Annotated in this window: 20 protein-coding genes; 13 read left to right on the top strand and 7 right to left on the bottom strand. The window is 66.0% G+C overall.

From position 1 onward, the window contains the following. Nucleotides 1-92: 92 nt before the first annotated feature. The gene (locus tag RBB39_RS19660; protein WP_205254674.1) at nucleotides 93-2,006 is read right to left on the bottom strand and encodes a Na+/H+ antiporter NhaC family protein; all 1,914 of its coding nucleotides are present in this window, start codon (nucleotides 2,004-2,006) and stop codon (nucleotides 93-95) included. 307 nt (nucleotides 2,007-2,313) lie between these two features. Between RBB39_RS19660 and RBB39_RS19655 the strand changes: the two genes are divergently transcribed. Together RBB39_RS19655 and RBB39_RS19650 are read left to right on the top strand one after the other, a co-directional pair. Next, on the top strand, nucleotides 2,314-3,717 hold the full coding sequence (locus RBB39_RS19655) for an aspartate aminotransferase family protein (protein WP_045993046.1): 1,404 nt from the start codon (nucleotides 2,314-2,316) through the stop codon (nucleotides 3,715-3,717). Continuing rightward, nucleotides 3,714-5,210, top strand: coding sequence for an aldehyde dehydrogenase (locus RBB39_RS19650; RefSeq protein ID WP_306169308.1), 1,497 nt, complete (start codon nucleotides 3,714-3,716; stop codon nucleotides 5,208-5,210). The genes RBB39_RS19655 and RBB39_RS19650 overlap by 4 nt, the downstream gene beginning before the upstream one ends. Before the next feature lie 249 nt (nucleotides 5,211-5,459). On the opposite strand, the gene RBB39_RS19645 is transcribed toward RBB39_RS19650, so the two are convergent. The 4 genes from RBB39_RS19645 to gatC all read right to left on the bottom strand — a co-directional run bounded on the left by RBB39_RS19645 (nucleotide 5,460) and on the right by gatC (nucleotide 9,341). Next, nucleotides 5,460-6,011: a cupin domain-containing protein gene (locus RBB39_RS19645; protein ID WP_045993048.1), complete on the bottom strand. Its 552-nt coding sequence runs from the start codon at nucleotides 6,009-6,011 to the stop codon at nucleotides 5,460-5,462. 73 nt (nucleotides 6,012-6,084) lie between these two features. Then, nucleotides 6,085-7,539, bottom strand: a complete 1,455-nt coding sequence (gatB, locus tag RBB39_RS19640; RefSeq protein WP_045993049.1) for an Asp-tRNA(Asn)/Glu-tRNA(Gln) amidotransferase subunit GatB — start codon at nucleotides 7,537-7,539, stop codon at nucleotides 6,085-6,087. Next, nucleotides 7,539-8,999 carry an Asp-tRNA(Asn)/Glu-tRNA(Gln) amidotransferase subunit GatA gene (gatA, locus tag RBB39_RS19635; RefSeq protein ID WP_306169307.1) on the bottom strand — a complete coding sequence of 487 codons (1,461 nt, stop codon included), beginning with the start codon at nucleotides 8,997-8,999 and terminating at the stop codon, nucleotides 7,539-7,541. Before gatA ends, gatB begins: the two co-directional genes overlap by 1 nt. A gap of 54 nt (nucleotides 9,000-9,053) precedes the next feature. After that, nucleotides 9,054-9,341 carry an Asp-tRNA(Asn)/Glu-tRNA(Gln) amidotransferase subunit GatC gene (gene gatC, locus RBB39_RS19630; RefSeq protein ID WP_045993051.1) on the bottom strand — a complete coding sequence of 96 codons (288 nt, stop codon included), beginning with the start codon at nucleotides 9,339-9,341 and terminating at the stop codon, nucleotides 9,054-9,056. Nucleotides 9,342-9,518: 177 nt separating this feature from the next. Here gatC and RBB39_RS19625 point away from each other — a divergent pair, with 177 nt between their 5' ends. From RBB39_RS19625 to tldD, 7 genes are all read left to right on the top strand, one after another. Then, nucleotides 9,519-10,556, top strand: a complete 1,038-nt coding sequence (locus RBB39_RS19625; protein ID WP_045993052.1) for a rod shape-determining protein — start codon at nucleotides 9,519-9,521, stop codon at nucleotides 10,554-10,556. 77 nt (nucleotides 10,557-10,633) lie between these two features. Continuing rightward, on the top strand, nucleotides 10,634-11,530 hold the full coding sequence (mreC, locus tag RBB39_RS19620; protein WP_045993053.1) for a rod shape-determining protein MreC: 897 nt from the start codon (nucleotides 10,634-10,636) through the stop codon (nucleotides 11,528-11,530). Continuing rightward, on the top strand, nucleotides 11,530-12,018 hold the full coding sequence (gene mreD, locus RBB39_RS19615) for a rod shape-determining protein MreD (protein WP_045993054.1): 489 nt from the start codon (nucleotides 11,530-11,532) through the stop codon (nucleotides 12,016-12,018). Before mreC ends, mreD begins: the two co-directional genes overlap by 1 nt. 46 nt (nucleotides 12,019-12,064) lie before the next feature. Continuing rightward, nucleotides 12,065-12,721: a nucleoside triphosphate pyrophosphatase gene (locus RBB39_RS19610; RefSeq protein WP_124803770.1), complete on the top strand. Its 657-nt coding sequence runs from the start codon at nucleotides 12,065-12,067 to the stop codon at nucleotides 12,719-12,721. Between the two features lie 189 nt (nucleotides 12,722-12,910). After that, entirely contained in the window at nucleotides 12,911-14,374 is a 1,464-nt protein-coding gene (gene rng, locus RBB39_RS19605; RefSeq protein WP_045993056.1) for a ribonuclease G, read from the top strand. Nucleotides 14,375-14,378: 4 nt separating this feature from the next. Continuing rightward, the gene (locus tag RBB39_RS19600) at nucleotides 14,379-18,305 is read left to right on the top strand and encodes a YhdP family protein (protein ID WP_045993057.1); all 3,927 of its coding nucleotides are present in this window, start codon (nucleotides 14,379-14,381) and stop codon (nucleotides 18,303-18,305) included. Then, nucleotides 18,302-19,753, top strand: coding sequence for a metalloprotease TldD (gene tldD, locus RBB39_RS19595; RefSeq protein ID WP_253029350.1), 1,452 nt, complete (start codon nucleotides 18,302-18,304; stop codon nucleotides 19,751-19,753). The genes RBB39_RS19600 and tldD overlap by 4 nt, the downstream gene beginning before the upstream one ends. A 163-nt stretch (nucleotides 19,754-19,916) precedes the next feature. Here the strand turns inward: tldD and yjgA are convergent, their stop codons facing one another. Then, nucleotides 19,917-20,420, bottom strand: coding sequence for a ribosome biogenesis factor YjgA (yjgA, locus tag RBB39_RS19590; protein ID WP_045993059.1), 504 nt, complete (start codon nucleotides 20,418-20,420; stop codon nucleotides 19,917-19,919). Between the two features lie 150 nt (nucleotides 20,421-20,570). On the opposite strand from yjgA, the gene pmbA reads away from it, so the two are divergent. The 3 genes from pmbA to RBB39_RS19575 all read left to right on the top strand — a co-directional run bounded on the left by pmbA (nucleotide 20,571) and on the right by RBB39_RS19575 (nucleotide 23,311). Next, complete coding sequence (gene pmbA, locus RBB39_RS19585) at nucleotides 20,571-21,911, top strand: metalloprotease PmbA (RefSeq protein WP_045993060.1); 1,341 nt, start codon at nucleotides 20,571-20,573, stop codon at nucleotides 21,909-21,911. Between the two features lie 174 nt (nucleotides 21,912-22,085). Beyond that, nucleotides 22,086-23,144: a DUF1214 domain-containing protein gene (locus RBB39_RS19580; protein ID WP_253029349.1), complete on the top strand. Its 1,059-nt coding sequence runs from the start codon at nucleotides 22,086-22,088 to the stop codon at nucleotides 23,142-23,144. Between the two features lie 44 nt (nucleotides 23,145-23,188). Further along, on the top strand, nucleotides 23,189-23,311 hold the full coding sequence (locus RBB39_RS19575; RefSeq protein WP_261395434.1) for a hypothetical protein: 123 nt from the start codon (nucleotides 23,189-23,191) through the stop codon (nucleotides 23,309-23,311). Here RBB39_RS19575 and RBB39_RS19570 read toward each other — a convergent pair. Beyond that, on the bottom strand, nucleotides 23,308-24,582 hold the full coding sequence (locus tag RBB39_RS19570) for an O-acetylhomoserine aminocarboxypropyltransferase/cysteine synthase family protein (RefSeq protein ID WP_108132884.1): 1,275 nt from the start codon (nucleotides 24,580-24,582) through the stop codon (nucleotides 23,308-23,310). The two genes, RBB39_RS19575 and RBB39_RS19570, sit on opposite strands and share 4 nt — an antisense overlap. Before the next feature lie 173 nt (nucleotides 24,583-24,755). Here RBB39_RS19570 and RBB39_RS19565 point away from each other — a divergent pair, with 173 nt between their 5' ends. Continuing rightward, nucleotides 24,756-25,355: an HD domain-containing protein gene (locus RBB39_RS19565; RefSeq protein ID WP_231498651.1), complete on the top strand. Its 600-nt coding sequence runs from the start codon at nucleotides 24,756-24,758 to the stop codon at nucleotides 25,353-25,355. The last annotated feature ends 18 nt before the right edge of the window (nucleotides 25,356-25,373 follow it).

The following is a 25,373-nucleotide window of genomic DNA, read 5'->3' as shown; positions in this document are numbered from 1 at the left end:
GCGGCGCTGTCGTTGTGAGGTAGAGGTAGTGGAAGTCGTCACGCTGGACGGAGCGGGCGCTGGCTCGCCAGCGCCCGAAGGCGCTCAGGCGCTCAGGCGCTGGCGTCGCTGGCCGTCGCTACCTTCGTTGCCGCGGTCGCGCGCTGGCCCAGGGTGAACAGCACCGCGGTCAGGGTGGCGACGCCTCCCGCCAGGCCCAGCCACCAGGGCAGGCCGAAACCGGTGCCGAGTGCGCCGAACAGCAGCGCCACGATGCCGACCAGCATGGCGTAGGGAAGCTGCGTCCTGACGTGGTCGATCAGATCACAGCCGCTGGCCATGGCCGCAAGCAGGGTGGTCTCGGCCAGCGGCGAGCAATGATCGCCCCACACCGCGCCGGCCAGCACTCCCGCCACCGAGGCGTACAGCAGCGGCATGCCTTCGGCGGTGCCGGCCATGCCATTGTGCTCGAGTACGGCCCAGGCCAGCGGTACCACCAGCGGCATCATGATGCCCATGACACCCCATGACGAACCGGTGGCGAAGGCGGTGAAGCCGGCCAGGCCGAAGATCACCGCCGGCATCCACTGCGGTGACAGGCTATCGCCCAGCACCGTGACCAGAAAGTCACTGGTGTGCAGGTCCTCGTTCACGCTCGCCAGTGCCCAGGCCATCATCAGGATGGTGATCGGCAGCAGCATCGACTTGACGCCTTCGAACCAGTAGTGGGCGGTTTCGGTCATGCTCATCAGTCGCTGCGCCTGGGTCATGATCACCGCCGTCACGCAGGCCGCCAGCGAACCCCACATCATGGCGCTGAAGGAGTCGCCCTCGCCGAAGATGTCGCGCAGCTGATGGTCACCGCCGCCGAGGGCAGCGAGACCGGTGGCGTAGATCCCGCCCAGGGTGATCGCCACCAGCACGATCATCGGTATCACCGCGTTCAGCGCCCGGGTCGGAATGCCTTCCTTGGTGGGGATGTCGGCTTCCTCGACGATGGCTTCCCGGCTGCTCATTGCCTGGCGGGCGCCGGGCTCGGACAGTGCCTTGCGCTCGGCGGTGAGCATGGGGCCGAAGTCACGACCGCTCCAGGCCACCAGGAAGACGAAGGCGAGCGCCAGGATCGGATAGGCGTTGTAGGGAATGGCGTTAACGAACACCGAGTAGGCGGACTCGTTCCAGTCTTCTATGGCATCCATCGCCTCGCTGATCAGCCCGACCTGAAAGCCGATCCAGGTGGTCACCAGCATGATCGCGGACACCGGTGCGGCGGTACTGTCCACCAGGTAGGCCAGCTTGGCTCGCGAGATCCTCACGCGGTCGGTGATATGGCGCATGGTGTTGCCGACGATCAGGGCATTGGCGTAGTCGTCGAAGAAGATGGCCAGACCCAAAAGCGCGGTGGAATTCTGCGCCTGGCGTCGTCCACGGATCACTCGCGCGATGCGCTCGGCGATGCCGCGGGTGCCGCCGTTGCGCGAGATGATGCCGACCATGCCGCCGATCAGCAGGCAAAACAGCACGATCGACATATGGTCGCTGTCGCTGGCGGCGGACAGCACGTGGACGTTGACCGAGTCACCGAAGGCGCCGAGCAGGGCGCCGGCGTTCATGCCGTGAAGCACCCAGCCGCCGAGCAACAGCCCGGCAAACAGCGCCAGGATGACCTGGCGGAAGGCCAGCGCCAGGGTGATGGCGGTCAGGGCAGGCAGCAGCGAGAGCCAGGCGGGAACAGGGTCGAGTTCGAGGGTGGCGGCGGGGGTGTTGGCGGCGTCGTAAAGCGACAGGGTGCGTGGGCCGTCGGTGACGGTCAGGCTGAGCGTCGCGACCCCGTCGGCGTCGACCTCGAGCGGATGGCGGCGAGTGCCGTCGTCGATGTGCCAGGGGCGGTCGGGATCAAGCCCGCTGGCCTGGACGTCGGTCGCGACCCCTTCGAGCAGGATGTCCGGGCCGCTCAGCTGGGGTGCTGCCTGGACGGTGGAAAGGCTCGACGCTAGCAGCAAGAGCGACAGCAAGAGCAAAGGCACGCATCGGGTTTTTCGCCGGCCCGTCGGCGAAGGACATGGTGGTTTCATGGTGGCCCCGGTTGTTGTTGGAAGGTGTGGAGAGCGCCGTTTGGCGTCAATGAAAGTTGGTCGTTTGGCCATTGGTTGTCAATTTTTTTTGTGGTTAAAAATAAAAAATATCGACATTGTACGATGGTCGTAGACTATTAATCAGTGACTTATGGTTTTTTTCTAAGGAAATGCTGCGCTGGGCTTGGCTTTCATGAGAAGGGTGGTTATGTTGAGTAAACCATAACAAAGCAACTCACCAATATCGGGAGACTTGGCCATGACCTCGCCAGGCGCCGCACGGCTCAAAGAGCTCGATCGCGAACACCATCTGCACCCCTTCACCGACTTCAAGGCGCTCGGGGAGGAAGGCAGTCGTATCATCGTTGACGCCGAGGGGGTCTACATCCAGGACGCGGATGGGCATCGCATCCTCGATGGCATGGCGGGGCTCTGGTGCGTCAACCTCGGCTATGGGCGTCAGGAGCTGGTGGACGCCGCCAGCGAGCAGCTCACCCAGCTGCCGTACTACAACAATTTCTTCAAGACCACCCACCCACCGGCGGTGGAGCTTGCCGAGACCCTGTGTCGACTGGCACCGGCGCACATGAACCGGGTGTTCTTCACCGGTTCCGGCTCCGAGGCCAACGACACCGTGCTGCGGATGGTGCGTCGCTACTGGGCGCTCAAGGACCAGCCAGACAAGCAGTGGATCATCGGTCGCGAAAACGGCTATCACGGCTCCACCGTGGCCGGCATGAGTCTGGGCGGCATGGCGCCGATGCATGAACAGGGTGGTCCCTGTGTGCCGGGTATCACCCACATCCGTCAGCCTTACTGGTTCGGCGAAGGGCGTGATCAGACCCCGGAGGACTTCGGTCGTGCCTGCGCCGAGGCGCTGGAGGCGCGTATCCAGGAGCTGGGGTCCGACAAGGTCGCGGCCTTTATCGCCGAGCCGGTACAGGGTGCCGGCGGCGCCATCATTCCCCCGGACAGCTACTGGCCGGCGATCAAGGAGGTGCTCGAGCGCCACCAGATCCTGCTGGTGGTCGACGAGGTGATCTGTGGTTTCGGCCGTCTGGGCGAGTGGTTCGGCAGCGTCCACTACGACCTCAAGCCCGACCTGATGCCGATCGCCAAGGGGCTGTCCTCCGGCTACCTGCCGATCGGTGGGGTACTGGTCGGTGATCGTGTCGCCGACACGCTGATCGACGAGGGCGGCGAGTTCTACCACGGCTTCACCTACTCGGGGCATCCGGTGTGCGCCGCGGTAGCGCTCAAGAACCTTGAGTTGATGCAGGCCGAAGGCGTGGTCGAGCGGGTGCGTGATGATCTGGGGCCTTACCTGGCGACGCGCTGGAAGTCCCTGGAGTCCCACCCGCTGATCGGCGAGGCGCGCTCGCTGGGTCTGATCGGCGCCCTGGAGATCGTCGCTGACAAGGACAGCGGCAAGCGCTTCGACAAGTCGCTGGCGGTGGGCAACCTGTGTCGCGATATCTGCTTCGAGACAGGCCTGGTGATGCGCTCGGTGGGAGACACCATGGTCATTTCACCGCCCCTGGTGATCAGCCACGATGAAATCGACGAACTGGTGCGTCTGGCCCGGGAGGCGCTGGACGAGACGCTGCGCCGGCTGACTGCCCAGGGCGTCGAGATCACCGCCGCCGAGGAGGCTGATGCATGAGTCGTCCCCTCGACAAGGCTGGCTGGCAGGCCCTGGCCGACACCCTGACGGCGCGGCTGGAAACCCGCGCCTATATCGATGATCGCTTCGTCGACGCCGCCAGCGGCGAGACCTTCGAGACCATCAACCCCGCCACGGGGGAAGTGCTGGCGCGGGTCGCAAGCTGTGACCAGGCCGATGCCGAGTTGGCGGTTGCCCGCGCCCGGCGCGCCTTTGATGGTGGAGAATGGTCGCGCCTGGCGCCGACCCGGCGCAAGCGGGTGCTGCTGCGGCTGGCCGAGCTGATGGAGGCCCACCGCGACGAACTGGCACTGCTCGACACTCTGGACATGGGCAAGCCGATCACCAGCGCGCTGGGAGACATGGCCGGCGCCATCGGCGCGATGCGTCACCAGGCCGAATCCATCGACAAGCTCTACGGCGAGGTCGCGCCCACCGGCGAAGAGGCGCTCGCGCTGGTGCTGCGCGAGCCGATCGGGGTGGTGGCGTCCATCGTGCCCTGGAACTTCCCGATGATGATGACCGCCTGGAAGATCGCACCGGCCCTGGCCGCCGGCAACAGCGTCATCCTCAAACCGTCGGAGAAGTCGCCACTGTCGGCGCTGCGGCTGGCTGCCCTGGCCCAGGAGGCCGGCCTGCCACGCGGCGTGCTGCAGGTGTTGCCGGGCTATGGTCACACCGTGGGCAAGGCGCTGGCGCTGTCGATGGACGTCGACTGCCTGGCCTTCACCGGCTCCACCGCGGTCGGCAAGCAGCTGATGCAGTACGCCGGTCAGTCGAACCTCAAGCGGGTCTATCTGGAGTGCGGTGGCAAGAGCCCCAATCTGGTGTTCGCCGACTGCAGGAATCTCGCGCAGGTGGCGCACCACGCCGCCGAGGCGATCTTCCATAACCAGGGGGAGGTGTGTATCGCCGGTTCGCGGCTGCTGGTCGAGAACAGTGTGCGCGAGGCCTTCATCGAGCACCTGCTGGCGGCGGCCGAGTCGATGCAGCCGGGGGATCCGCTGGACCCGTCGAGCTTTATGGGAGCGATTGTCGATGCGACCCAGCACCGTCGCATCCTCGACTTCATTCGCCAGGGGCAGGAAGAAGGCGGACGGCTGCGTGCCGGCGGCGCGGCGCTCGACGGGCCGGGGCTGTTCATCCAGCCGACGGTGTTCGACGGTGTCACCGAGGACATGACGATCGGGCGTGAAGAGATCTTTGGCCCGGTGCTGTCGGTGTTCGGCTTCGACAGCGAAGAGCAGGCCATCGCCCTGGCCAACGGCTCGGTTTATGGGCTGGCCGCCGGGGTGTGGAGTCAGGACGTCGACCGCATCATGCGGGTCAGTCGTCGTCTGCAGTCGGGCCAGGTATTCGTCAACAACTGGGCCGGTGGGGATCAGAGCGTGCCCTTCGGCGGGGTCAAGCAGTCCGGCAATGGCCGCGACAAGTCGCACCACTCGCTGGCCGAATACACCGAACTCAAGAGCGTCTGGATCGCCTTGAACTAGACTCCCGGTCCGATGTCATCAACGCGCACTGATGGGAGATGACTCCCTGATTGGCCACGCCTTGCGTGGCCTTTTTTGTGGTTTTCGGGACGGGCAGTGCCTTTGAGCCGACGCCACGGTATTCGCCGCTCGCTAGAAGGCTCGCGCCGGGGTGGTGCAGCTGACCAGCCGGCAGGCACTGGGTAGGCGCCGGGGTTGCGGAGACCTTGCCTTGAGGGCGCCTTTGAGCCGACGCCACGGTATTCGCCGCTAGAAGGCTCGCGCTGGGGTGGTGCAGCTGACCAGCCGACAGAGGGTCTCGCTGGGGTTGCGAAAGCGGTGGGGCACGTTGGTGTCGAAGTAGTACGCCTCGCCGGCACCCAGCACCCGGGTCTCGGCACCGATGGTGATCTCGATCTCGCCCTCGAGCACCACCCCGGCTTCCTCGCCCTGGTGGGTGATCATCTCGCGGCCGGTATCGGTACCCGGGGGGTAGGTCTCGATCAGAAACGACAGGGCACGTGACTCGCGGTTGGCGCCCACCAGCTTGAACACCACGTCGCCGCTGCCCATGTCGGTCAGTTCGTCGGCGCTGTAGAACACCTGGTTCTTGCTCTCCAGATCCATGGTGAAGAAGTCGCCGACGCTCATCGGGATGGCGTCGAGGATCTTTTTCAGCGAGCTGACCGAGGGGCTGACCTTGCCCTGTTCGATCAGCGACAGGCTGGAATGGGTCACTCCGCAGCGCTTGGCCAGCTCGCGCTGGGAGATGTTGCGCAGGTTTCGCAGGGCCCTCAGGCGGGTACCGACATCGTCCGACATCGCGGGTTCCTTGGGTAAAGCCAGTGGAAGCCGGCGATGGCGCTGCCATCGCCGGTGGTCGCCGTAGCGCCCATCAGCACAGGGCGTCGAGCTTTTCCTTGAGCAGGGCGTTGACCTGCTGGGGGTTGGCGGTGCCGCGTGAGGCCTTCATCACCTGGCCGACGAAGTAGCCGATCATCTTGCCGCGCTTGTCGGGCTCGGCGTCACGGTACTGGGCCACCTGGGCCGGGCTGTCGCTGATCACCTGGTCGACCATGGCCTCGATGGCGCCGGTGTCGGTGACCTGCTTCAGGCCTTTGGCCTCGATGATGGCGTCGGCGCTGTCGCCTTCGCCGTTCCACAGCGCCTGGAACACCTGCTTGGCGGCCTTGCCGTTGATGGTCGAGTCGATCACTCGCTTGACCAGGCCGCCGAGCTGCTCGGCGCTGACCGGGCTGTCGGAGATGTCCAGTCCGTCACGGTTGAGCGCGCCGGATAGCTCGCCCTGGACCCAGTTGGCGGCCTGCTTGGCGTCGCCACAGATGTCCTTGACCTGCTCGAAGTACTCGGCCATCTCGCGGCTGGCCGACAGCACCCCGGCGTCGTAGGCGGACAGTCCCAGCTCGCTCTGGAAGCGCGCGCGCTTCTCGGCGGGCAGCTCGGGAAGACTCTCGCGCAGGTGCTCGACGTAGGCGCAGTCGAGCACCACCGGCAGCAGGTCGGGGCAGGGGAAGTAGCGGTAGTCGTTGGCTTCTTCCTTGGTCCGCATGCTGCGGGTCTCGTCGGCCTCGGGGTCGTAAAGGCGGGTTTCCTGCACCACCTTGCCGCCGTCCTCGATCAGCTCGATCTGACGCTCGACCTCGTAGGCGATGGCGCGCTCGACGAAGCGGAAGGAGTTGACGTTCTTGATCTCGGCGCGGGTGCCGAATTCCTGCTGTCCCTTGGGTCTGACCGAGACGTTGACGTCACAGCGCATCGAGCCTTCGGCCATGTTGCCGTCGGAGATGCCAAGGTAGGTGACGATGGAGTGGATCGCCTTGAGGTAGGCCGCCGCCTCCTTGGCCGAGCGCATGTCCGGCTCGGAGACGATCTCCAGCAGCGGCGTGCCGGCCCGGTTCAGGTCGATGCCGGTCATGCCGTGGAAGTCTTCGTGCAGCGACTTGCCGGCGTCTTCCTCGAGGTGGGCGTGGTGCACCCGGATGATCTTGTTCTCGCCGTCCTCCAGGCAGATTTCCACTTCGCCGGCGCCGACGATGGGATGGTACATCTGGCTGGTCTGGTAGCCCTTGGGCAGGTCGGCGTAGAAGTAGTTCTTGCGATCGAACACCGATACCTCGGGGATCTCGGCATGGATGCCGAGGCCGAATTTCAACGCCATCGCCACCGCCTGCTCGTTGAGCACGGGCAGCACGCCGGGCAGGCCCAGATCAACGGCGTTGGCCTGGGTGTTGGGCTCGGCACCGAAGGCGGTGGAGGAGCCGGAAAAGATCTTGGAGCGGGTCGCGAGCTGGACGTGCACCTCGAGACCAATGACGGTTTCCCACTGCATCAGGAGTTCTCCTCGGTCATCTCGGGACGCTTCAAATGCCAGTCGGTGGCCTGCTGGAACTGGTGAGCCACGTTGAGCAGACGGGTCTCGGCGAAGTGGGTGCCGAGGATCTGCAGGCCCACCGGGCGCTTGCCGGCAAAGCCTGCCGGAACGCTGATGCCGGGGATGCCCGCCAGGTTGACGGCGATGGTGTAGATATCCTGCAGGTACATCGAGACCGGGTCCTTCTGGGCGCCCAGGTCGAAGGCCGGGGTCGGCGCGGCAGGGCCCATCAGCACATCGACCTCTTCGAAGGCGTCGAGGAAGTCCTGTCGAATCAGTCGGCGAACCTGCTGGGCCTTCTTGTAGTAGGCGTCGAAGAAGCCTTCGGACAGGGTGTGGGTGCCGATCAGGATGCGTCGCTTGACCTCCTCGCCGAAGCCCTCCGCGCGGGAGCGCTTGTACAGATCGATGAGGTCCTCGGGGCTGTCGCAGCGATGGCCGAAGCGCACGCCGTCGTAGCGCGACAGGTTGGAGGAGGCCTCCGCCGGCGCGATCACGTAGTAGGCCGGGATGGCGTAGGCGGTGTGTGGCAGGCTGACCTCGCGCACGCTGGCGCCGAGCGACTCGTAGACCTTGATCGCTTCGCCGATGGCCTGGTTGACGCCGGCATCGAGGCCGTCGCCGAAGTATTCCTTGGGCAGGCCGATCTTGAGGCCGGACAGCGGCGCGCTGAGCTCCTCGGTGTAGTCGGGAACGCCGCGGGCCACGCTGGTGGAGTCGCGCACGTCGTGGCCGGCGATGACGTTGAGCAGGTGGGCGCAGTCTTCGGCGCTGCGGGCCATGGGGCCGCCCTGATCGAGGCTCGAGGCGTAGGCGATCATGCCGTAGCGCGAGACCCGGCCATAGGTCGGCTTGAGCCCGGTGATGCCGCAGAAGGCTGCCGGCTGGCGGATCGAGCCGCCGGTATCGGTACCCAGCGCCGCCGGCACCAGGCCGGCGGCGACAGCGGCGGCGCTGCCGCCGGAGGAGCCGCCGGGGACGGCGTCAAGATCCCACGGGTTCTTGACCGGGCCATAGAAGCTCGACTCGTTGGAGGAGCCCATGGCGAATTCGTCCATGTTGGTCTTGCCCAGGCTGACCGTGCCGGCGGCCTTGAGCTTTTCCACCACGGTGGCGTCGTAGGGGGCGACGAAGTTGTCGAGCATCTTCGAGCCGCAGCTGGTCTTGACCCCCTGGGTGCAGAAGATGTCCTTGAGTGCCAGCGGCACGCCGGTCAGGCGGCCGGCTTCGCCGCGGGCGCGGGCCTGGTCGGCGGCTTCGGCGGCCTCGAGAGCCTGGTCGGCGGTGACGCTGACGAAGCTGTTGAGTGTGCCGTCGAGGCGGTCGATGCGTCCGAGCAGATCCTGGGTCAGCTCGCGACTGGAGATCTCGCCGGCGTCGAGCGCCTGGCTGATCTCGGTCAGTGTCCTGTCATGCATGGGCCTGGCTCCCTGTATGCGTGAATCCAATGTCGAGAAGGGTGGGGCGCGGGGTCACTCGACGACCCGCGGCACCAGGTACAGGCCATTCTCGACCTGGGGAGCGCAGCGCTGGAAGTGCTCGCGCTGGTCGTTCTCGGTGACCTCGTCGGCGCGCAGGCGCTGGGTGGCATCGAGGGGGTGAGCCAGCGGGGCGACGCCTTCGGTGTCGAGCGCCTGGAGCTGATCGACCATCTCCAGGATCCGGCCGAGATCGTCGTGATAGTGGGCTGCGTCATTCTCAGAAAGGTCGATCCGGGCCAGGTGAGCGGCACGGAGGACCTCGGCGTGTTCAAGCGCCATGATCAATTCCTCGACGGAAGGGGTCCATGAAATGACCGCAGAAGGTACCACATTCGCGCGTCGTCGGGCAGGTCTTGCCGGTCAAGGGAGACGCGCATCACGCTTGCCGCTAGGGGGGGTCAGTGATACCGTTTGCGTCCGCACAGGGTTTCCGGTCTGCACTAGGTATCTTTATCCATGTTCAAACGTTTACGAGGTGTGTTTTCCAGCGATCTGTCGATCGACCTGGGGACGGCCAATACGCTCATCTATGTGCGTCATCGCGGGATCGTCCTGGATGAACCCTCCGTGGTCGCGATTCGGCAGTCCGGCAACATGCGCAGCGTTGCTGCGGTCGGCGCCGATGCCAAGCGCATGCTGGGCCGCACCCCCGGAAACATCACCGCCATTCGTCCGATGAAGGACGGCGTCATCGCCGACTTCACCGTGACCGAGCAGATGCTCCAGTACTTTATCCGCAAGGTGCATCAGAGCACCTTCCTGACGCCGAGCCCCCGGGTCCTGGTGTGCGTTCCCTGCATGTCCACGCAGGTCGAGCGTCGCGCCATCAAGGAGTCCGCCGAGGGCGCCGGTGCCCGTGAAGTCTTCCTGATCGAGGAACCCATGGCCGCGGCCATCGGGGCCGGGCTGCCGGTGGAAGAGGCGCAGGGTTCGATGGTTGTCGACATCGGTGGTGGTACCTCCGAGATCGCTATCATCTCGCTCAATGGCGTGGTCTATTCCGAGTCCATCCGCATCGGCGGCGATCGTTTCGACGAGGCCATCAGTTCCTATGTACGGCGCCACTATGGCAGCCTGATCGGCGAAGCCACCGCCGAGCGCATCAAGGAAGAGATCGGCTGTGCCTATCCGGGCGGCGAGCTGCGCGAAATCGACGTGCGCGGTCGCAACCTGGCCGAAGGCATTCCGCGCAGCTTCACCCTCAATTCCCACGAGATCCTCGACGCCCTGCAGGAGCCGCTGGGCTCCATCGTGTCGGCGGTCAAGAGCGCCCTGGAACAGTCACCGCCCGAGCTTGCATCAGACATCGCCGAGCGCGGCCTGGTGCTGACCGGTGGTGGCGCGCTGCTGCGTGATCTGGACAAGCTGATCGCCGAAGAGACCGGCCTGCCGGTGGTGGTCGCCGATGACCCGCTCACTTGCGTGGCACGTGGTGGCGGCAAGGCGCTGGAGATGATCGATCAGCACACCTTCGAGCTGCTCTCCAGCGACTGACGACGTCTGGCCCAGGACCTCCAGGGAGTCGGCCTATCAAACCGCTGTTCTCGCATGGCTCCGTGCCCGGGTACCGCATGCTGTTGTGTGCGGTGCTCGCGGGCGGGCTGATGTTTGTCGATACCCACTTCACCCGAATGGAATCGGTGCGTGCCCAGTTGTCGACGCTTGTGGCGCCGATCCAGTGGGCCGTCAGTCTGCCCAGTGACGTGCTCAACTGGGGCGCCCTGGCGCTGTCCGAGCAACGCTCGCTGGTGGAAGAGAACGCGCGACTGCGCGAGCAGCTGCTGACCCTGTCCCATCGGGTACAGCGCATGGCCAGCCTGACCGCCGAGAACGTGCGCCTGCGCGAGCTGCTCGACGCCGCCCGGGATCACGAGGTGCCTTACCTCACCGCCGAACTGCTGTCGCTGGATCCCGACCCCTTCACCCACCAGATGGTGATCGATCGTGGCCGCCGCGATGGCGTCTATGTCGGTCAGCCGGTGATGGACTCCTCCGGTATCGCCGGTCAGGTCAGCGAGCTTTCCGCCTACTCGAGCCGCGTGCTGATGCTTACCGATGCCAGTCACGCCTTGCCGATCCAGGTCAATCGCAACGGGCTTCGCTTCATCATCCAGGGTACCGGCAGCTACGACGCGCTGAAGGTGCTGCACGTGCCGGATACCGCCGACATTCGCGTCGGTGACCTGCTGATGAGCTCCGGCCTGGCCGGACGCTTTCCTGCGGGTTATCCGGTGGCCAGGGTCAGCGACGTCAGTCACGATCCTGGCGAGCCCTTCGCCACGGTCAGCGCCGCTCCCGTCGCCCAGTTGCAGCGCTCGCGTCACTTCCTTCTGCTGTTTCCGCCGGAGCCTGCGCTCGACGTCTCGCGAGGACGCTGGCACCCGGAACTGGACCCCGAGGCCGTCGAGGCAGCCCGCCGCCTGGGTGAGCTGTTGACGCCCCCCGAGCAAGACGAGGAGGACGACTGATGGCCGCTACCCCTCGCGTCAGCCTGGTGTGGGTATGGTTGACCCTGTCTCTGGCGCTGTGTCTGCAGGTCATGCCCATGGCCGACGGCTGGCAGGTCTGGCGGCCCGACTGGCTGGGCCTGATGCTGTTGTACTGGTGCATGGCACAGCCCGACCGGGTGGGCGTCTTTCATGGTTTCGTGCTGGGCCTGCTGCTGGACCTCATCGAAGGGGCGCCGCTCGGGCAGAGCGCGCTGACGCTGTCGTTGCTGGCCTTCCTCTCGGCGCTGGTATATCCCCGCTTCAGGACCTACTCGCTGCTCCAGCAGGCGGTGCTGATCTTCGTCTTGCTGGGACTGGTGCAGTTGGTGGAACAGTGGCTGCGTACCCTGTTCGGCCCGTTTTCCATGCACCTGTCGTTTCTGATGCCATCGTTGATCGGGGCGGCGCTGTGGCCCTGGCTGGCGACCCTGTTCAAGGCCATCGGCCGGCGTTCCGCCAAGACCTGAATCCCTCATGACCTGAGCCCCCACGAAAGCGTTGGAGACGCAAGCGATGAGTGAGCCCCTCGATGCTGATGTGAATTCCCCGGTGCTGCGCCTGGCCTCTGCCTCGCCCCGGCGGCGTGAGCTGCTGGCGAGCATCGGTGTGGCGGTGGAGATCGCGCCGGTGGATATCGACGAGACGCCGCATCCTGGTGAAGCGGCCCGGGATTACGTCGCCCGCCTGGCCCGGGCCAAGGCCGTGGCTGGGGCTGGGGCTGGGGCTGGGGCAGAAGCCGAGACCGAGGCCTGGCGTGAGACGGGCCTCGACTTGCCGGTGCTGGGCTCCGACACGTCGGTGGTGCGCGACGGCGAGATTCTCGGCAAGCCTGTCGACGCCGAGGACGCCTTTGTCATGCTGCGCTCGCTGTCCGGGCGCTGGCATCAGGTGATGACCTCGGTGGCGGTCAGCGGACCCGCCGGGGTGCTCGAGGCAACGGTCGTTAGCGATGTGCTGATGCGTGAGCTCCAGGACGACGAGATTCGCGCCTACTGGCGCACCGGTGAGCCTGCCGACAAGGCAGGCGGTTACGCCATCCAGGGGCTCGCCTCGATCTTCGTCGAGCGCGTCGAAGGCAGCTATTCCGCGGTGGTAGGGCTGCCGCTCTACGAGACGGCGAGCCTGCTGCGCCGACAGCGCGTGCCTGTGTGGAACGGCGCTTTATTGTGACGGTGTCGTGAGGGTGGCGTGAGGGTGTAGTGGCGCCGCCGCTCGACGAGACGGCAAGCCGCCCGCTGGGCCACCGGCAGGCGTGTGCTGCTTCAGTCGAGCCGGACGGGAGGTCCGGCGCCAGCGCCATCGCAACCGCCAGCGGCTATGTCATAATGGCGCCAGACATCAAAGGACAAGGACTGCCGAATGAGTGGTGAAGTACTCATCAACCTGACGCCCATGGAAACCCGCGTGGCCGTGGTGGAGAACGGCGTGCTGCAGGAGGCCTTCATCGAGAGGGCCAGGCGTCGTGGCATCGTCGGCAATATCTACCAGGGCAAGGTGGTGAGGGTACTGCCCGGCATGCAGGCGGCCTTTGTCGATATTGGCCTGTCTCGTGCAGCCTTCATTCACGCCCACGATGTCGGTGAGCACAGCGCCAACGGTGATGACCAGCCGTCCATCTCGCAGCTCTTGCATGAAGGCCAGTCGCTGGTGGTTCAGGTCACCAAGGACCCCATCGGCTCCAAGGGCGCTCGCCTGACCACCCACTTGTCGGTACCGTCGCGCTACCTGGTGTACATGCCGGACTCGCCTCATAACGGCGTGTCCCAACGCATCGAGGACGAGACCGAGCGCGAGCGCCTGCGCGGTCTGGTCGAGGAAGCCGCGGCCGAGCAGCAGATCGAGGTCTCCGGTGGCTTTATCGTGCGCACCGCCGCCGAGGGCGTGACGCTCGAGGAGATGGTCGCCGACATGCACTTCCTGCTGCGGCTGTGGCGCAAGGTCAGCGAACGTCGGCTGACCGCGCCGGCACCCAGCGTCATCTACGACGATCTGCCCTTGTTCATGCGCACCCTGCGCGACGTCATGCGCGACGATATCGAGAAGGTGCGCATCGACTCCCGCGAAAACCACGTCAAGCTGGTCGAGTTCGCCGAGGAGTTCATGCCCTCGGCGGTGGGACGCATCGAACATTACGCCGGCGAGCGACCGATCTTCGATCTGTACAGCGTCGAGGACGAGATCCAGAAGGCGCTGGCGCGCAAGGTCCAGCTCAAGTCCGGCGGCTATCTGGTGATCGACCCCACCGAGGCGATGACCACCATCGACGTCAACACCGGCGCCTACGTGGGTCACCGCAACCTCGAAGAAACCATCTTCAAGACCAACCTCGAAGCGGCCACCGCCATCGCCCGTCAACTGCGTCTGCGCAATCTCGGCGGCATCATCATCATCGACTTCATCGATATGGTGGACACCGAGCACCAGCGCCAGGTGCTGAGGATGCTCGAGAAGTCGCTGGAACGGGATCACGCCAAGACCAAATGCACCGGCGTCACTGAGCTCGGGCTGGTACAGCTGACCCGCAAGCGCACCCGTGAAAGCCTCGAGCAGACCCTGTGCGAGCCGTGTCCCTCCTGCCAGGGCAGGGGCACCCTCAAGACGCCGGAATCGGTGTGCTACGAGATCTTTCGCGAGATCCTGCGTGAAGAGCGCGCCTACAATGCCGAAACCTACGCGGTGCTGGCCTCCCAGGCGGTGGTGGACCGACTGCTCGACGAGGAGTCGGCCGCGGTCGCCGATCTCGAGGAATTTATCGGCAAGACCATTCGTTTTCAGGTCGAGACCCACTATTCCCAGGAGCAGTACGACATCGTGCTGATGTGATCCGATGAGGCCGATCCGCCTGCTGACTCGCTGGTTGTTGACGCTGGTGGCGGTAGTGCTGGCGATGGCCGCGCTGCTGTCGCTGGTGCTGCGCGTGTCGCTGGGCCAGGTCGATCGCCTCGAGGATCGACTGGTCGAGATGATAGCGTCGCGCTTCGAGGCGGAGACCCATCTGGTGAGTCTCGAAGGCAGTCTGCACGGCCTCGACCCCGGCTTGACCCTGGACGGGCTGCGACTCGAGGCCGAAGACGCCACGGGCAGCTATCCGTTGTTGCAGGTCGAGCGCGGTGAAGTGCGCCTGGACACCCTGGCGAGCCTTGACGAGGGGCTGCCGGTGGTCGACAAGGCCCACTTCCAGGGCGTCACCCTCCACCTTTATCAGGACCGCGAACGTCGTTGGCTGTGGCCACAGCCGGCGCGTATCCCCCCCGAACTGATGCCCGAAGGGCAGTTTGACCTCGAGCGTCTGGACTTCTGGGTCGGCGTCATGCTGCGCCAACGTGCCTGGGTCGATGACCTGCGCGTGGTGCTGCACGGGCGCCGCGAGGTGACCACCCTGCATGCGCCGCGGCTGTTGATGACCGGCGATGAGATGCGCACCCATATCGAGGGTGAGGTATTCATCGAGGATCGCGACGCCGAGGCGATGGAGATCGTCATGGCCTTGACGCCGGGCAGTCGCGAGGCAAGCAATTTCAGCGCCGCCCTGCAGGGCACCATGCAGCTCGACAGCCTGACCGGCTTGTCACGACTGATCGGCATCGAGGACGTGCTGCGTTTCGACGAGGCCAGCGGGGACGCCACCGTCTGGGCGCGCTGGGATAATGGCCGCCTGGCGGATGTGCGCCTCGATGTACTGGCACCGCGCCTGGCGCTCAATCAGCGCGACGCGATGGCGACAGCGGTCGCCCAGGAGATGGGCGAGGGCTCGCCTGGTGGCATCGTGCTCAACGGGGCCGAATTGCGCGGCCAGTGGCTGAGACGCGACGTCGATGACTGGGAGGCCTGGTTCGAGGGTGACGCCGAAGACGTCAGCTGGACCGGCGACGACGGCGAAACCGCGCCGGAAGGTGGCGCCTTGCCCCAGTACTGGCACGTGGAAAGCCGCGAAAACGGCTGGTGGGCCAACGCCAGCGGCTTCGAGCTGGGTGCACTGGCGCAGTGGCGTGAGCGTCTGCGCCTGCCTGAGGGCCTGGCCCGGGCGGTGGACGCCTTGAAGCCCCGCGGTCAGGTGACCGGGCTGGGCTTTGGCAGGCTCGATGACGAATGGCGTGCCCGGGTCAGCGCGCTGGGGGTCGAGGTCGACCCCTGGGAGAGTGCGCCCGGCGGCGGCCCGCTGGATGTCTGGGTGGAAGCCGACGGCACCCGTGGTCGAGTGGACTTCGTCGACGCTGGCCAGGCATCGATGCATTTCCCTGAGCTGTTTGCCGCCCCCATGCAGCTCGACTACGCCACCGGCGAGGTGATCTGGTCCTACGACGGGCCGCGCAGCTTCGTCAGTGGACGCGACCTCAAGGTCGGCTGGCGCGACGCCGAGGTGGAAGGGGGCTTTGGTCTGGCCATCGCCGCCGATCGTCGCGGGGGCTTCGGTCTTGAGCTGGACATGCGCGACGTCAACGCCCGGGATATCGCCTTGAGCGAGTGGTTGCCGATGCCGCTGTTGCGCAACGATGTGGACGCCGAACTCGCGGACTGGCTGGCCAGTGGTCTGGCGGGGCGGGTGCCCCAGGGGCAGCTGCGCCTGCACGTGCCGCTGCGTGAGCAGGACGACCTCGACAGCGAGAAGCTCGACAGCAGTCTGAGCCTGGATCTGGATATCGTCGAGGGGCGGGTGCCCTACGCCGAAGGCTGGCCGGCGCTTACCAACGTCAGCGGCCACCTGTCCGTCGAGGATGACAGTCTGGAGGCGCGCGTAGACCATGCCGAGAGCCAGGGCGTGAAGACCGAAGGCGCCAGCGTCAAACTGGCCGACGAGGTCCTCAGCGTCGAAGGGCCGCTGTCGGCGTCGCTGACGCAGTTGCTGGCATTTCTCGAAGAGATGCCGGTGGAGGGTGCCGAGGCCGCCAGTGACTGGCGCGGCGAGGGTAGTGTGACTGGCCAGTTGTCGCTGTCGTTGCCGATGGCCGATCCGGACGCCCTGGACCTGAAAGTCGAGGCCGACGCCCGTGCGGCGAGGGTCGTGCATCAGGGCACCGAGCTCGAGTTCGAGAACGTCAGCGGCCCCCTGACCTGGTCCCAGCAGGGCGAAGAAGGTGGATTGTCCGGTCGTCTTGAGGGCCAGGTGCTCGGTGGTAGCGTGGCGGCTGACCTTCAGGGCAGCAACGATAGCGTGGCGCTGTCCGGACGTGCCGATGCGCCGGCGCTGCTGGACTGGGCGGGGCTCGAGCCTGGGGTACTGCTGTCTGGCTCCTTCCCCTGGCAAGGCCGGCTTGAGCTCGATGCCCAGCGTCTGTCGCTGGAAAGCACCCTGGAGGGGCTGTCGATCGCACTGCCGGCACCGCTGGGCAAGCGTGCCTCCCAGACGGTACCGCTCAAGCTGGACCTGAGCCTTGGCGACTCTCCGGTGTTGAGCGGCCAGTACGGGCGCGATGTCGGCGCCCGTTGGCGCGCCGCCGGGCCCGGCGGCAGCCAGGGTCAGCTGTGGGTCGGTCGGGCGGCACCTGGCGCTTGGCCCGGTGAGCCGGGCTGGTCGGTGCTGGCCTATCTGCAGCGACTCGATCTGGGCGCCTGGGCCGACGCCCTGAAGCCCTTGGCCGGTGCCATGCCGGAAGGCGGCTCCAGTGGCGGCGGCGGGGCGGGACTGTCACGCCTGGAGGCCCGCACCGACTGCCTGAGCGACGGCGATCGTTGTCTCGGCACGCTGACCATCGACGCCAGTCCCCGCTTCAGCCGAGGTGCCAGGCAGTGGCAGGCGGCGCTTGGCGGAAGCCTGGTCGACGGCCAGGTGACCTACCGCCCGGGTACTACCCAGCCACTGGTGCTCGATCTCGATCGACTGGAGCTGGACAACTTGATTCCCGAGAGCGGGCAAACGGCGGTTCAGGGTGCCGAGTCCGGCTCTTTGTTCGGTGAGCTTGAAGTCACCAGCGCGCCCGCGGCCTTCCCGCAGCGAGTGCGCGAGCTGCCCGACGGGCGTCTCACCATCGACGATATCGTGTACCAGGGCAATCGGGTCGGGCCCTTCAACGGCGCATGGCGTTCCAGCAGTGATCGGCTGTCGGTCGAGCCGGTATCCCTCACCCTGGGCGAGGTCACGGCAGAAGGGTCGCTGGTATGGGAGGCTTCCGGTAGTCAGGCCAGCCTGACGCGCTCGCGACTGGCGCTCACCGGGGGTGATCCCGGGACCGCGCTGGCGGCGCTCGGGCAGGACGTGGCGGTACGCGCCGAAAGACTCGATGTGGACAGTCAGCTGGCCTGGCCGGGGGCCCCCTGGCAGTTTGCGCTGGCCCGATCACGCGGTAGCCTGAACGTCGATATGGTCGACGGAACCTTCGCCAATATCAGCTCGCCCTCGGCCAAGGTGGTGGGACTACTCAACGTCGACAACCTGCTGCGGCGCCTGCGTCTGGATTTCTCGGACGTCACCGGTGAGGGTACCGCCTTCGACCGTGTCAGTGGTGCCGCGACCCTGTATGGTGGAGTGTTGGAAACCGAAGGGCCGATTCGTATCGATGGCCCCGCCACCGACTTTACCCTGGACGGCTCCGCCGACCTGGCGCGACGTCAGCTCGACCTGATGCTCGGTGTGACCGTGCCGGTCAGCAACAACCTGCCGCTGGCAGCCGTGGCCGTAGGGGCGCCCGTCGTGGGCGGTGCCCTGTTTGTGGCCGACAAGCTGTTCGGCGACGTCATCGACCGGGTGACGCGAATTCACTATCTGGTGCAGGGTCCCTGGACCTCGCCCCGGATCACTCTGGAAAGTGCTCAATGACATCTCAAGCTGCATCCTTCGATGAGGCCGTGGCCACCCTGTTGATCCCGGGAGGCCTCGATCTCGGCGGTCTCGATACGGGTCTCCGGCACGCCCTGGGCCCTGGCATCGACTACGCCGATCTGTACTTTCAGCGGACCTGGCAAGAGGGCTGGGTGCTGGAGGACGGTGAGGTCAAGGAAGCCAGCTACAACATCGACGGTGGCGTCGGGGTGCGCGCCATGGCCGGCGAGAAGACCGGCTTCGCCTACTCCAACCAGATCAACGCCGATGCCCTGGCCGAGACGGGCCGCACCGCTTCGGGCATCGTGCGCAGCGGCGCCACCCTGACCCAGGCGCCACGCATCCAGGTCAGTGCCGAGCCGCGCTACGCGGGCATCGACCCGCTGTCAGGGCTGTCGGCCGAAGACAAGGTCGCCATGCTCAAGCTGGCCGACCGGGTGGCCCGGGCTGCCGACCCCAGTGTGTCCCAGGTCAGCGCCTCGCTGTCCGGCGTCTACGAAGTGGTACTGGTCAGCGCCAGTGACGGCACCGTCGCCGCCGACGTGCGCCCGCTGGTGAGGCTCAATGTCAGTGTCATCGCGGTCAAGAACGGCCGGCGTGAGCGCGGCAGCGCCGGTGGTGGCGGCCGCTACCCCATGGCAAGACTGCGCGACGAAGGCGTCGCCGAGACCTACGCCAAGGAAGCGGTGCGTCAGGCGCTGGTCAACCTGGAGGCGACCGATGCCCCCGCCGGACAGATGCCGGTGGTGCTGGGGGCCGGCTGGCCCGGCATCCTGCTGCACGAGGCGGTGGGCCATGGCCTCGAGGGCGACTTCAATCGCAAGGGCAGCTCGGCCTTCGCCGGTCGTATCGGCGAGCGGGTGGCGTCGCCCGGCGTTACCGTGGTCGACGACGGCACCCTGATGGATCGCCGTGGTTCGATGTCGGTGGACGACGAGGGCACCCCCAGCCAATGCACCACCCTGATCGAGGACGGCATCCTTACCGGCTACATGCAGGACAAGCTGAACGCCCGCCTGATGGGCATGGCGCCCACCGGTAACGCCCGTCGCGAGTCCTTCGCCCATATGCCGATGCCGCGCATGACCAATACCTACATGCGCGCCGGCATGGACGACCCCCAGGACATCATCAAGAGCGTCTCGCGCGGGCTTTACGCGGTCAGCTTCGGCGGCGGCCAGGTGGACATCACCTCGGGCAAGTTCGTGTTCTCGGCGAGTGAAGCCTACTTGATCGAGGACGGTCGGATCACCGCGCCGGTCAAGGGGGCGACGCTGATCGGCAATGGCCCCGAAGCCATGGGCCAGGTCTCGATGATCGGCCACGACATGGAACTGGACACCGGTATCGGGGTGTGCGGCAAGGAAGGACAGGGGGTGCCGGTGGGCGTCGGTCAGCCGACCCTCAAGCTTGACGAGTTGACCGTGGGTGGCACCCAATCCTGATACAGCCGAGGCAAGCTAGCTGATCGACAAGGCGGCGCCGACGGAGGTGTCGGCGCCAAGGCGGAGCATGCAGGACCTAGGCACTTTTCAGAAAAGCCCTAGGGCGGTGGCGGTAACGCCGTCGAGCGCAGTCACTCGTCAGACTGGCCCTCGAGCCCGGCGGTTAGATCCCTGCGGTATCACGCAATAGCTTGTAAAGCCGCTTGGCGTTGGTGGGGGGCTTGTTCTGCTCGCGCTCCTTGCGGGCGTTGCGGATCAGCTGACGCAGCGCCTGGCGATCGGCCTGGGGATAGTCTTCGAGGAAGGGTTCGACGGCGTCATCACCTTCTTCGATCAGGCGATCACGCCACTTTTCCAGGCGCAGGAAGGCATGGTCGCGCTGGACCTGGGCCTTCTCGATGTCGTCGAAGACCGCCTGGATGGCCTCCAGGTCTTCCTTGCGCATCAGCTTGCCGACGTACTGCATATGGCGGCGTCTGGCCTCGCGGGCACGAATGCGGTCGGTCTCGTCGATGGCGCGAAGCAGATCGTCCGACAGCGGGAAGCGGGCGCGCTCCTCGGGCTTCATCGCGATGAAGCGCTCGCCCAGCGCCTGCAGCTCGTGCATCTCCCGCTTGAGCTGGGACTTGCTGGGGCGGTCGTCGGGGGAAAGGTCATCCTGGGTCATACCGGGTCCCTGGTGAAGGCATCGGGGAAAATCGAAAAGGCGGTGGTCGCGCCGGGCGCGACGTCCGCGAAAGTATACCAGCCTGTGGCGCCCGAGGCGCCGCAGGATGACAGTCTCAGCCGACCCCTATGGTCGGACAAGGAGTACAAGATGACACAGGCGTTTGATGCCAGAGCCCAGCAGGCGGTGCTGGAAAGTCGTGCCGAGACCGCGCTCGAGCTTGCTCGGCGACTGGGTGCGGATGCCTGCGAGGTCGGCGCCAGCGTCGATCAGGGCACCGGTGTAAGCGTGCGCGAGGGCGATGTGGAGTCGGTGGAGCTGTCCCGCGATCAGGGCATCGCCGTCACCGTCTATCTGGGCAAGCGCAAGGGCAGCGCCTCGTCCACCGATGCCAGCGACGCCTCGATCAAGAGCGTGGTCGAGAAGGCCATCGCCATCGCACGCTACACCGGCGAGGATCCTGCCTCCGGGCTTGCCGACGCCGAGCTGATGGCGACCGAGTTGCCGGATCTCGACGTTCATCACCCCTGGGCGCTGGACACGGACAAGGCGATAGAGCTGGCGCTTGCCTGCGAGGCGGCGGGCCTGGCCGAGCCGGGTATCCGCAGCTCCGACGGCGCCAGCCTGTCGAGCGGCGAGGGCGTTCGCGTCTACGCCAACAGCCATGGTTTTCTCGGCAGCCAGCGCGGCAGCCGTCACTCGCTTTCCTGCCTGCTGATCGCCGAGGACGCATCCGGCATGCAGCGGGACTACGACTACACCAGCGCCCGGGATCCACGGGCGCTGCGTGACCCGGCGGAGGTCGGCCGCAGCGCCGCCGAGCGTACGCTACAGCGCCTCGGGGGGCAGCGCCCCCAGACCGGGCGTTTTCCTGTGATGTTCGACCCGACCCTGGCAAGCGGCCTGATCGGCCACCTGATGTCGGCCCTGGCCGGCGGCGCCATCTACCGCGACGCCTCCTTCCTGTGTGGCCGCCTGGGTGAGACTCTGTTTCCCGAGTGGTTCAGCCTCGCCGAGCAGCCGATGCTGGTGGGTGGCATGGCCAGCAGTCCGTTCGACGGCGACGGCGTCCAGACCCGCAACAATCGCTTTATCGAGCAGGGGCGTCTGGCCAGCTACATGCTGTCGGCCTACAGCGCGCGTCGGCTCGGCATGCAGACCACCGCCAACGCCGGCGGGGCACGCAACCTGCGCCTCGAAGCACCGCTGGAAAGCCGCGAGGCGCTGCTCTCGAAGATGGATCGGGGCGTACTGGTCACGGAGCTGATGGGGCAGGGCGTCAACGGCGTCACCGGTGACTATTCCCGCGGTGCGGCCGGTTTCTGGGTCGAGAACGGCCAGATTCAGCATCCCGTCGAGGAGTTCACCATCGCCGGCAACCTGGCAGGCATGTTCCAGGGTCTGGTGGGACTGGGGGATGATATCGATACCCGTGGCAGCATCCACAGCGGTAGCTGGTTGATCGATGAGATGACCATCGCCGGTAGCTGACAGTCTCTGGAAACGTCAATTCACTGCTTACTGAGTAGTGAGACCTGCGGCGGCCCTCGGGGCCGCCGTTTTCATGCCGTTGAGTCCTTCGTGCCGCGAAGACGCTATGCTGAGCCAGAGGCAGGGCTCTGGCCGCCAGGGCTCGCGACCGACAATCGGGGTGCGGGGATGACAATGAAGCGGTTTTCCTGGCTGCTGCTGGCAATGGCAGGCAGCCTGGTCTCGAACGCAGTGGCAGCGACCGCAGAGGCCACCGAGCCATCCAGCTCGGACGGTGCGGTCAATCTGGATACCTATGTGCGGGCGCAGACCGACACCCACTTCCAGAACTATGCCGATGACGGCTATTTTGGCAGCCTGCGCCATGACCGCGCGCCGTTGCCGGTGGACGCCGAGGTGGTTCGGGTCAATCGGGATATCCTGCACAGCGTCGGCGTCTTCGATCTGGCCTCACCGGTGACCTTCACCGCCCCGGCCAGCGCCACCCGACTGCAGTCCATGCAGGTGGTCAACCAGGACCACTACACCCCGATGATGTCCTACGGTGGACGCGAGATCGTGCTGGATGAAGAGAGCGTCGGTTCGCGCTATGCCCTGGTCATGTTCCGTACCCAGGTGGACGCCGACTCGAGCGCGGACATCGCCGAAGCCAACGCGCTGCAGGATGCCATCGAGTGGTCCCAGGATGACGCGGGAGAGCTGTCATTGCCCGAGTGGGATATGGAGCGACTGAGCGAGGTAAGAGAGGCGGTGCTTGGTCTGTCGCCCTTTATCTCCGGCAGCCACGGCATGTTTGGCGCTGAAGACAGCGTCGACCCGGTGCGGCATCTGTGGGGGACGGCCGCGGGTTGGCTGGGCCAGCCCATCGAGGACGCCTACTACGTCACCGTCAGCCCGCTTCACAATGATGGCGAGACGCCTCAGGTGCTGATTCTGCCGGTGGACGTGCCGGTCACCGGGTTCTGGTCGGTAACCGTCTATGATGCCAGAGGGCGTCTGATCGAGGGCGCCGAAGGGGCGCACTCCCTGACCAGTGTCGAGGCCGACGCCAACGAGGATGGTTCGGTAACCCTCCACTTTGGCGGCGACCCCCAGGCACCCAACCACCTGGCGATCGCCCCGGGATGGACGTATACCTTACGCTTCTACCGCCCGGCCGAAGCCCTGATCAAGGGCGATTGGCTGCCGCCGTCGCCGACCCCGGTGGGGCTACCAGTGCCGGGCTCTGGCTAGATATAAAGCTCGGGCTGGATAGAAAAAGAGGAACGTCCATCCCTGTGGATGGACGCTGTCACCAACACCTGCTGCGCTTCTACCGCCCGGCAGAAGCCCTGATCAAGGGCGATTGGCTGCCACCTTCTCCCACCCCGGTGGAATTGCCGGTGCCGGGCTCGGGCTAGCCCTGAGACGCCTTGAGCGCCTGGTCCAGGTCCGCCATCAGATCGTCGACATGCTCGATGCCGACAGACAGGCGCACCATGTCCGCGGTGACCCCGGCGGCGGCCAGTTCCTCGTCATTGAGCTGGCGATGGGTGGTCACCGCCGGAATCGCCGAGCAGGTCTTGGCGTCACCGATATTGACCAAGCGCAGGATCAGCCCGAGCGCGTCGTAGAAGCGCACCCCGGCGTCTCGTCCGCCCTTGATGCCGAAGCTCAAGATGCCGGAGGCCTGGCCGTTCATGTAGCGCTTGGCCAGCTCGTGGTCCTTGTGATGTGAAAGGCCAGCGTACTTGACCCAGGACACCGCCTCGTGGCCCTCGAGGTACTCGGCGATAGTCTGGGTGTTGGCACAGATGCGCTCGATACGCAGCGCCAGTGTCTCGAGACCCTGCAGCAGATTCCAGGCGGCCTGGGCGCTGAGGGCCGCCCCCATGTTGCGCAGTGGCACGACCCGGGCGCGGGCGATAAAGGCCGCGTCGCCGACGTCTCGGGTATAGCTGATGCCGTGATAGGAGGGGTCGGGCTCGTTGAGCAGCGCAAAGCGTTCGGCATGGCTGGCCCAGGGGAAGCGACCGGAATCGACGATCACGCCACCCACGGTGGTGCCGTGGCCACCGATATACTTGGTCGCGGAGTGCACCACGATATCGGCGCCGTGTTCGATCGGTCGCCACAGGAAGGGCGTGGCCACGGTGTTGTCGACGATCAGCGGGACACCGTTGTCGTGGGCCACCTGGGCGAGTGCGGCGATGTCCACCACACTGCCCGAAGGGTTGCCGATACTTTCGCAGAACACCGCCTTGGTACGCTCATCGATGCGATCGGCGATGCCGGCGAGGTCGTCCTTGTCGGCGAAGCGGACCTCGATGCCCTGGCGCGGCAGGGTGTGGGCAAAGAGGTTGTAGGTACCGCCGTAGAGTTCGCTGATCGAGACGATATTGTCGCCGCTTTCGGCAAGCGTCTGGATGGTATAGGTAATGGCGGCCATGCCGGAGGCCACCGCCAGGCCAGCGATACCACCTTCCAGGGCGGCCACGCGATTTTCCAGCACCGCGCAGGTGGGGTTCATGATGCGCGAATAGATGTTGCCCTCGACCTTGAGATCGAACAGGTCGGCGGCATGCTGGGCATCATCGAAGGAAAACGATGTGGTCTGGTGGATCGGGACCGCGACAGAGTGCTGGTCGTCAGGGGCGTAGCCGTGGTGCAGGGCGAGGGTTTCGCGTTTCATGGCAGTTCCTTTGATGGCGGTTCCTGGTCGGCCAGGGGAGCGCCTGATGGCGTCTTGAGGTCGGGTCTGTCAGCCTAAGCCGCGGCGGCCGAGGCCTCAATCAGCAAAAGGTGCTGGACCGGCAATGGGCCCGACCGGGGCGCACGATAAAGACACGACACGGGAGCGACAGCGTGGACACACCCTCCAGCGACGCAAGCGAGATCTCGGGCATCGACACCGTGGAGGCGGCGCGGCTCTTCGCCACGGCGGCTCACGGCGCCATCGGTCAGCGGCGCAAGTACCTGGACACCCCCTACATCGAGCATCCCGCCGCTGTGGCAGCGCTGGTCAGCCGCCACTGTCCCGGCGACCCCGCCATGGTTGCCGCCGCCTGGTTGCACGATGTACTGGAGGACACCCAGGTGACGGCCCAGACACTGGGCGACAACTTCGGGGAAGAGGTGACCGCGCTGGTGTTGGCGCTAAGCGATCTCGAAGGGCCTGAGGTGGGCAACCGCGCCGTGCGCAAGCGCTTGGCGCTGGAGCGTCTGGCACAAGCCGGCGCCCGCGCCCAGACCATCAAGTACGCCGACCTGATCCACAACACCGGCTCTATCGTCGAGCATGACCCGGGATTTGCACGCCTCTACCTGAAGGAAAAGCGAGCCCTGCTCGAGGCCATGACCGAGGGGGAGGTCGGCCTTCGTCGCTTGGCCTGGGAGGTGCTTGAGCAGGCCGAGGCCCGTCTTCGACAGCGCAGACAACAGGGAGAGAGCCCCACCGGCAGGTGAGGCTCCTGGGAGCGATCA

The sequence above is a fragment of the Halomonas sp. MMSF_3323 genome, assembly GCF_030733595.1.
GTDB lineage: Bacteria > Pseudomonadota > Gammaproteobacteria > Pseudomonadales > Halomonadaceae > Halomonas > Halomonas litopenaei.
Note: the sequence above shows the minus strand (reverse complement) of the source record. Positions and strands in the feature narration are given on the sequence as shown.

What these genes read in the sequence shown, in the direction of transcription:
- RBB39_RS19655 (WP_045993046.1), top strand. Translation starts at nt 2,314, where the DNA reads ATGACCTCGCCAGGCGCCGCACGGCTCAAAGAGCTCGATCGCGAACAC.
- RBB39_RS19650 (WP_306169308.1), top strand. Translation starts at nt 3,714, where the DNA reads ATGAGTCGTCCCCTCGACAAGGCTGGCTGGCAGGCCCTGGCCGACACC.
- RBB39_RS19645 (WP_045993048.1), bottom strand. Translation starts at nt 6,011, where the DNA reads ATGTCGGACGATGTCGGTACCCGCCTGAGGGCCCTGCGAAACCTGCGC.
- gatB (WP_045993049.1), bottom strand. Translation starts at nt 7,539, where the DNA reads ATGCAGTGGGAAACCGTCATTGGTCTCGAGGTGCACGTCCAGCTCGCG.
- gatA (WP_306169307.1), bottom strand. Translation starts at nt 8,999, where the DNA reads ATGCATGACAGGACACTGACCGAGATCAGCCAGGCGCTCGACGCCGGC.
- gatC (WP_045993051.1), bottom strand. Translation starts at nt 9,341, where the DNA reads ATGGCGCTTGAACACGCCGAGGTCCTCCGTGCCGCTCACCTGGCCCGG.
- RBB39_RS19625 (WP_045993052.1), top strand. Translation starts at nt 9,519, where the DNA reads ATGTTCAAACGTTTACGAGGTGTGTTTTCCAGCGATCTGTCGATCGAC.
- mreC (WP_045993053.1), top strand. Translation starts at nt 10,634, where the DNA reads ATGCTGTTGTGTGCGGTGCTCGCGGGCGGGCTGATGTTTGTCGATACC.
- mreD (WP_045993054.1), top strand. Translation starts at nt 11,530, where the DNA reads ATGGCCGCTACCCCTCGCGTCAGCCTGGTGTGGGTATGGTTGACCCTG.
- RBB39_RS19610 (WP_124803770.1), top strand. Translation starts at nt 12,065, where the DNA reads ATGAGTGAGCCCCTCGATGCTGATGTGAATTCCCCGGTGCTGCGCCTG.
- rng (WP_045993056.1), top strand. Translation starts at nt 12,911, where the DNA reads ATGAGTGGTGAAGTACTCATCAACCTGACGCCCATGGAAACCCGCGTG.
- RBB39_RS19600 (WP_045993057.1), top strand. Translation starts at nt 14,379, where the DNA reads ATGAGGCCGATCCGCCTGCTGACTCGCTGGTTGTTGACGCTGGTGGCG.
- tldD (WP_253029350.1), top strand. Translation starts at nt 18,302, where the DNA reads ATGACATCTCAAGCTGCATCCTTCGATGAGGCCGTGGCCACCCTGTTG.
- yjgA (WP_045993059.1), bottom strand. Translation starts at nt 20,420, where the DNA reads ATGACCCAGGATGACCTTTCCCCCGACGACCGCCCCAGCAAGTCCCAG.
- pmbA (WP_045993060.1), top strand. Translation starts at nt 20,571, where the DNA reads ATGACACAGGCGTTTGATGCCAGAGCCCAGCAGGCGGTGCTGGAAAGT.
- RBB39_RS19580 (WP_253029349.1), top strand. Translation starts at nt 22,086, where the DNA reads ATGAAGCGGTTTTCCTGGCTGCTGCTGGCAATGGCAGGCAGCCTGGTC.
- RBB39_RS19570 (WP_108132884.1), bottom strand. Translation starts at nt 24,582, where the DNA reads ATGAAACGCGAAACCCTCGCCCTGCACCACGGCTACGCCCCTGACGAC.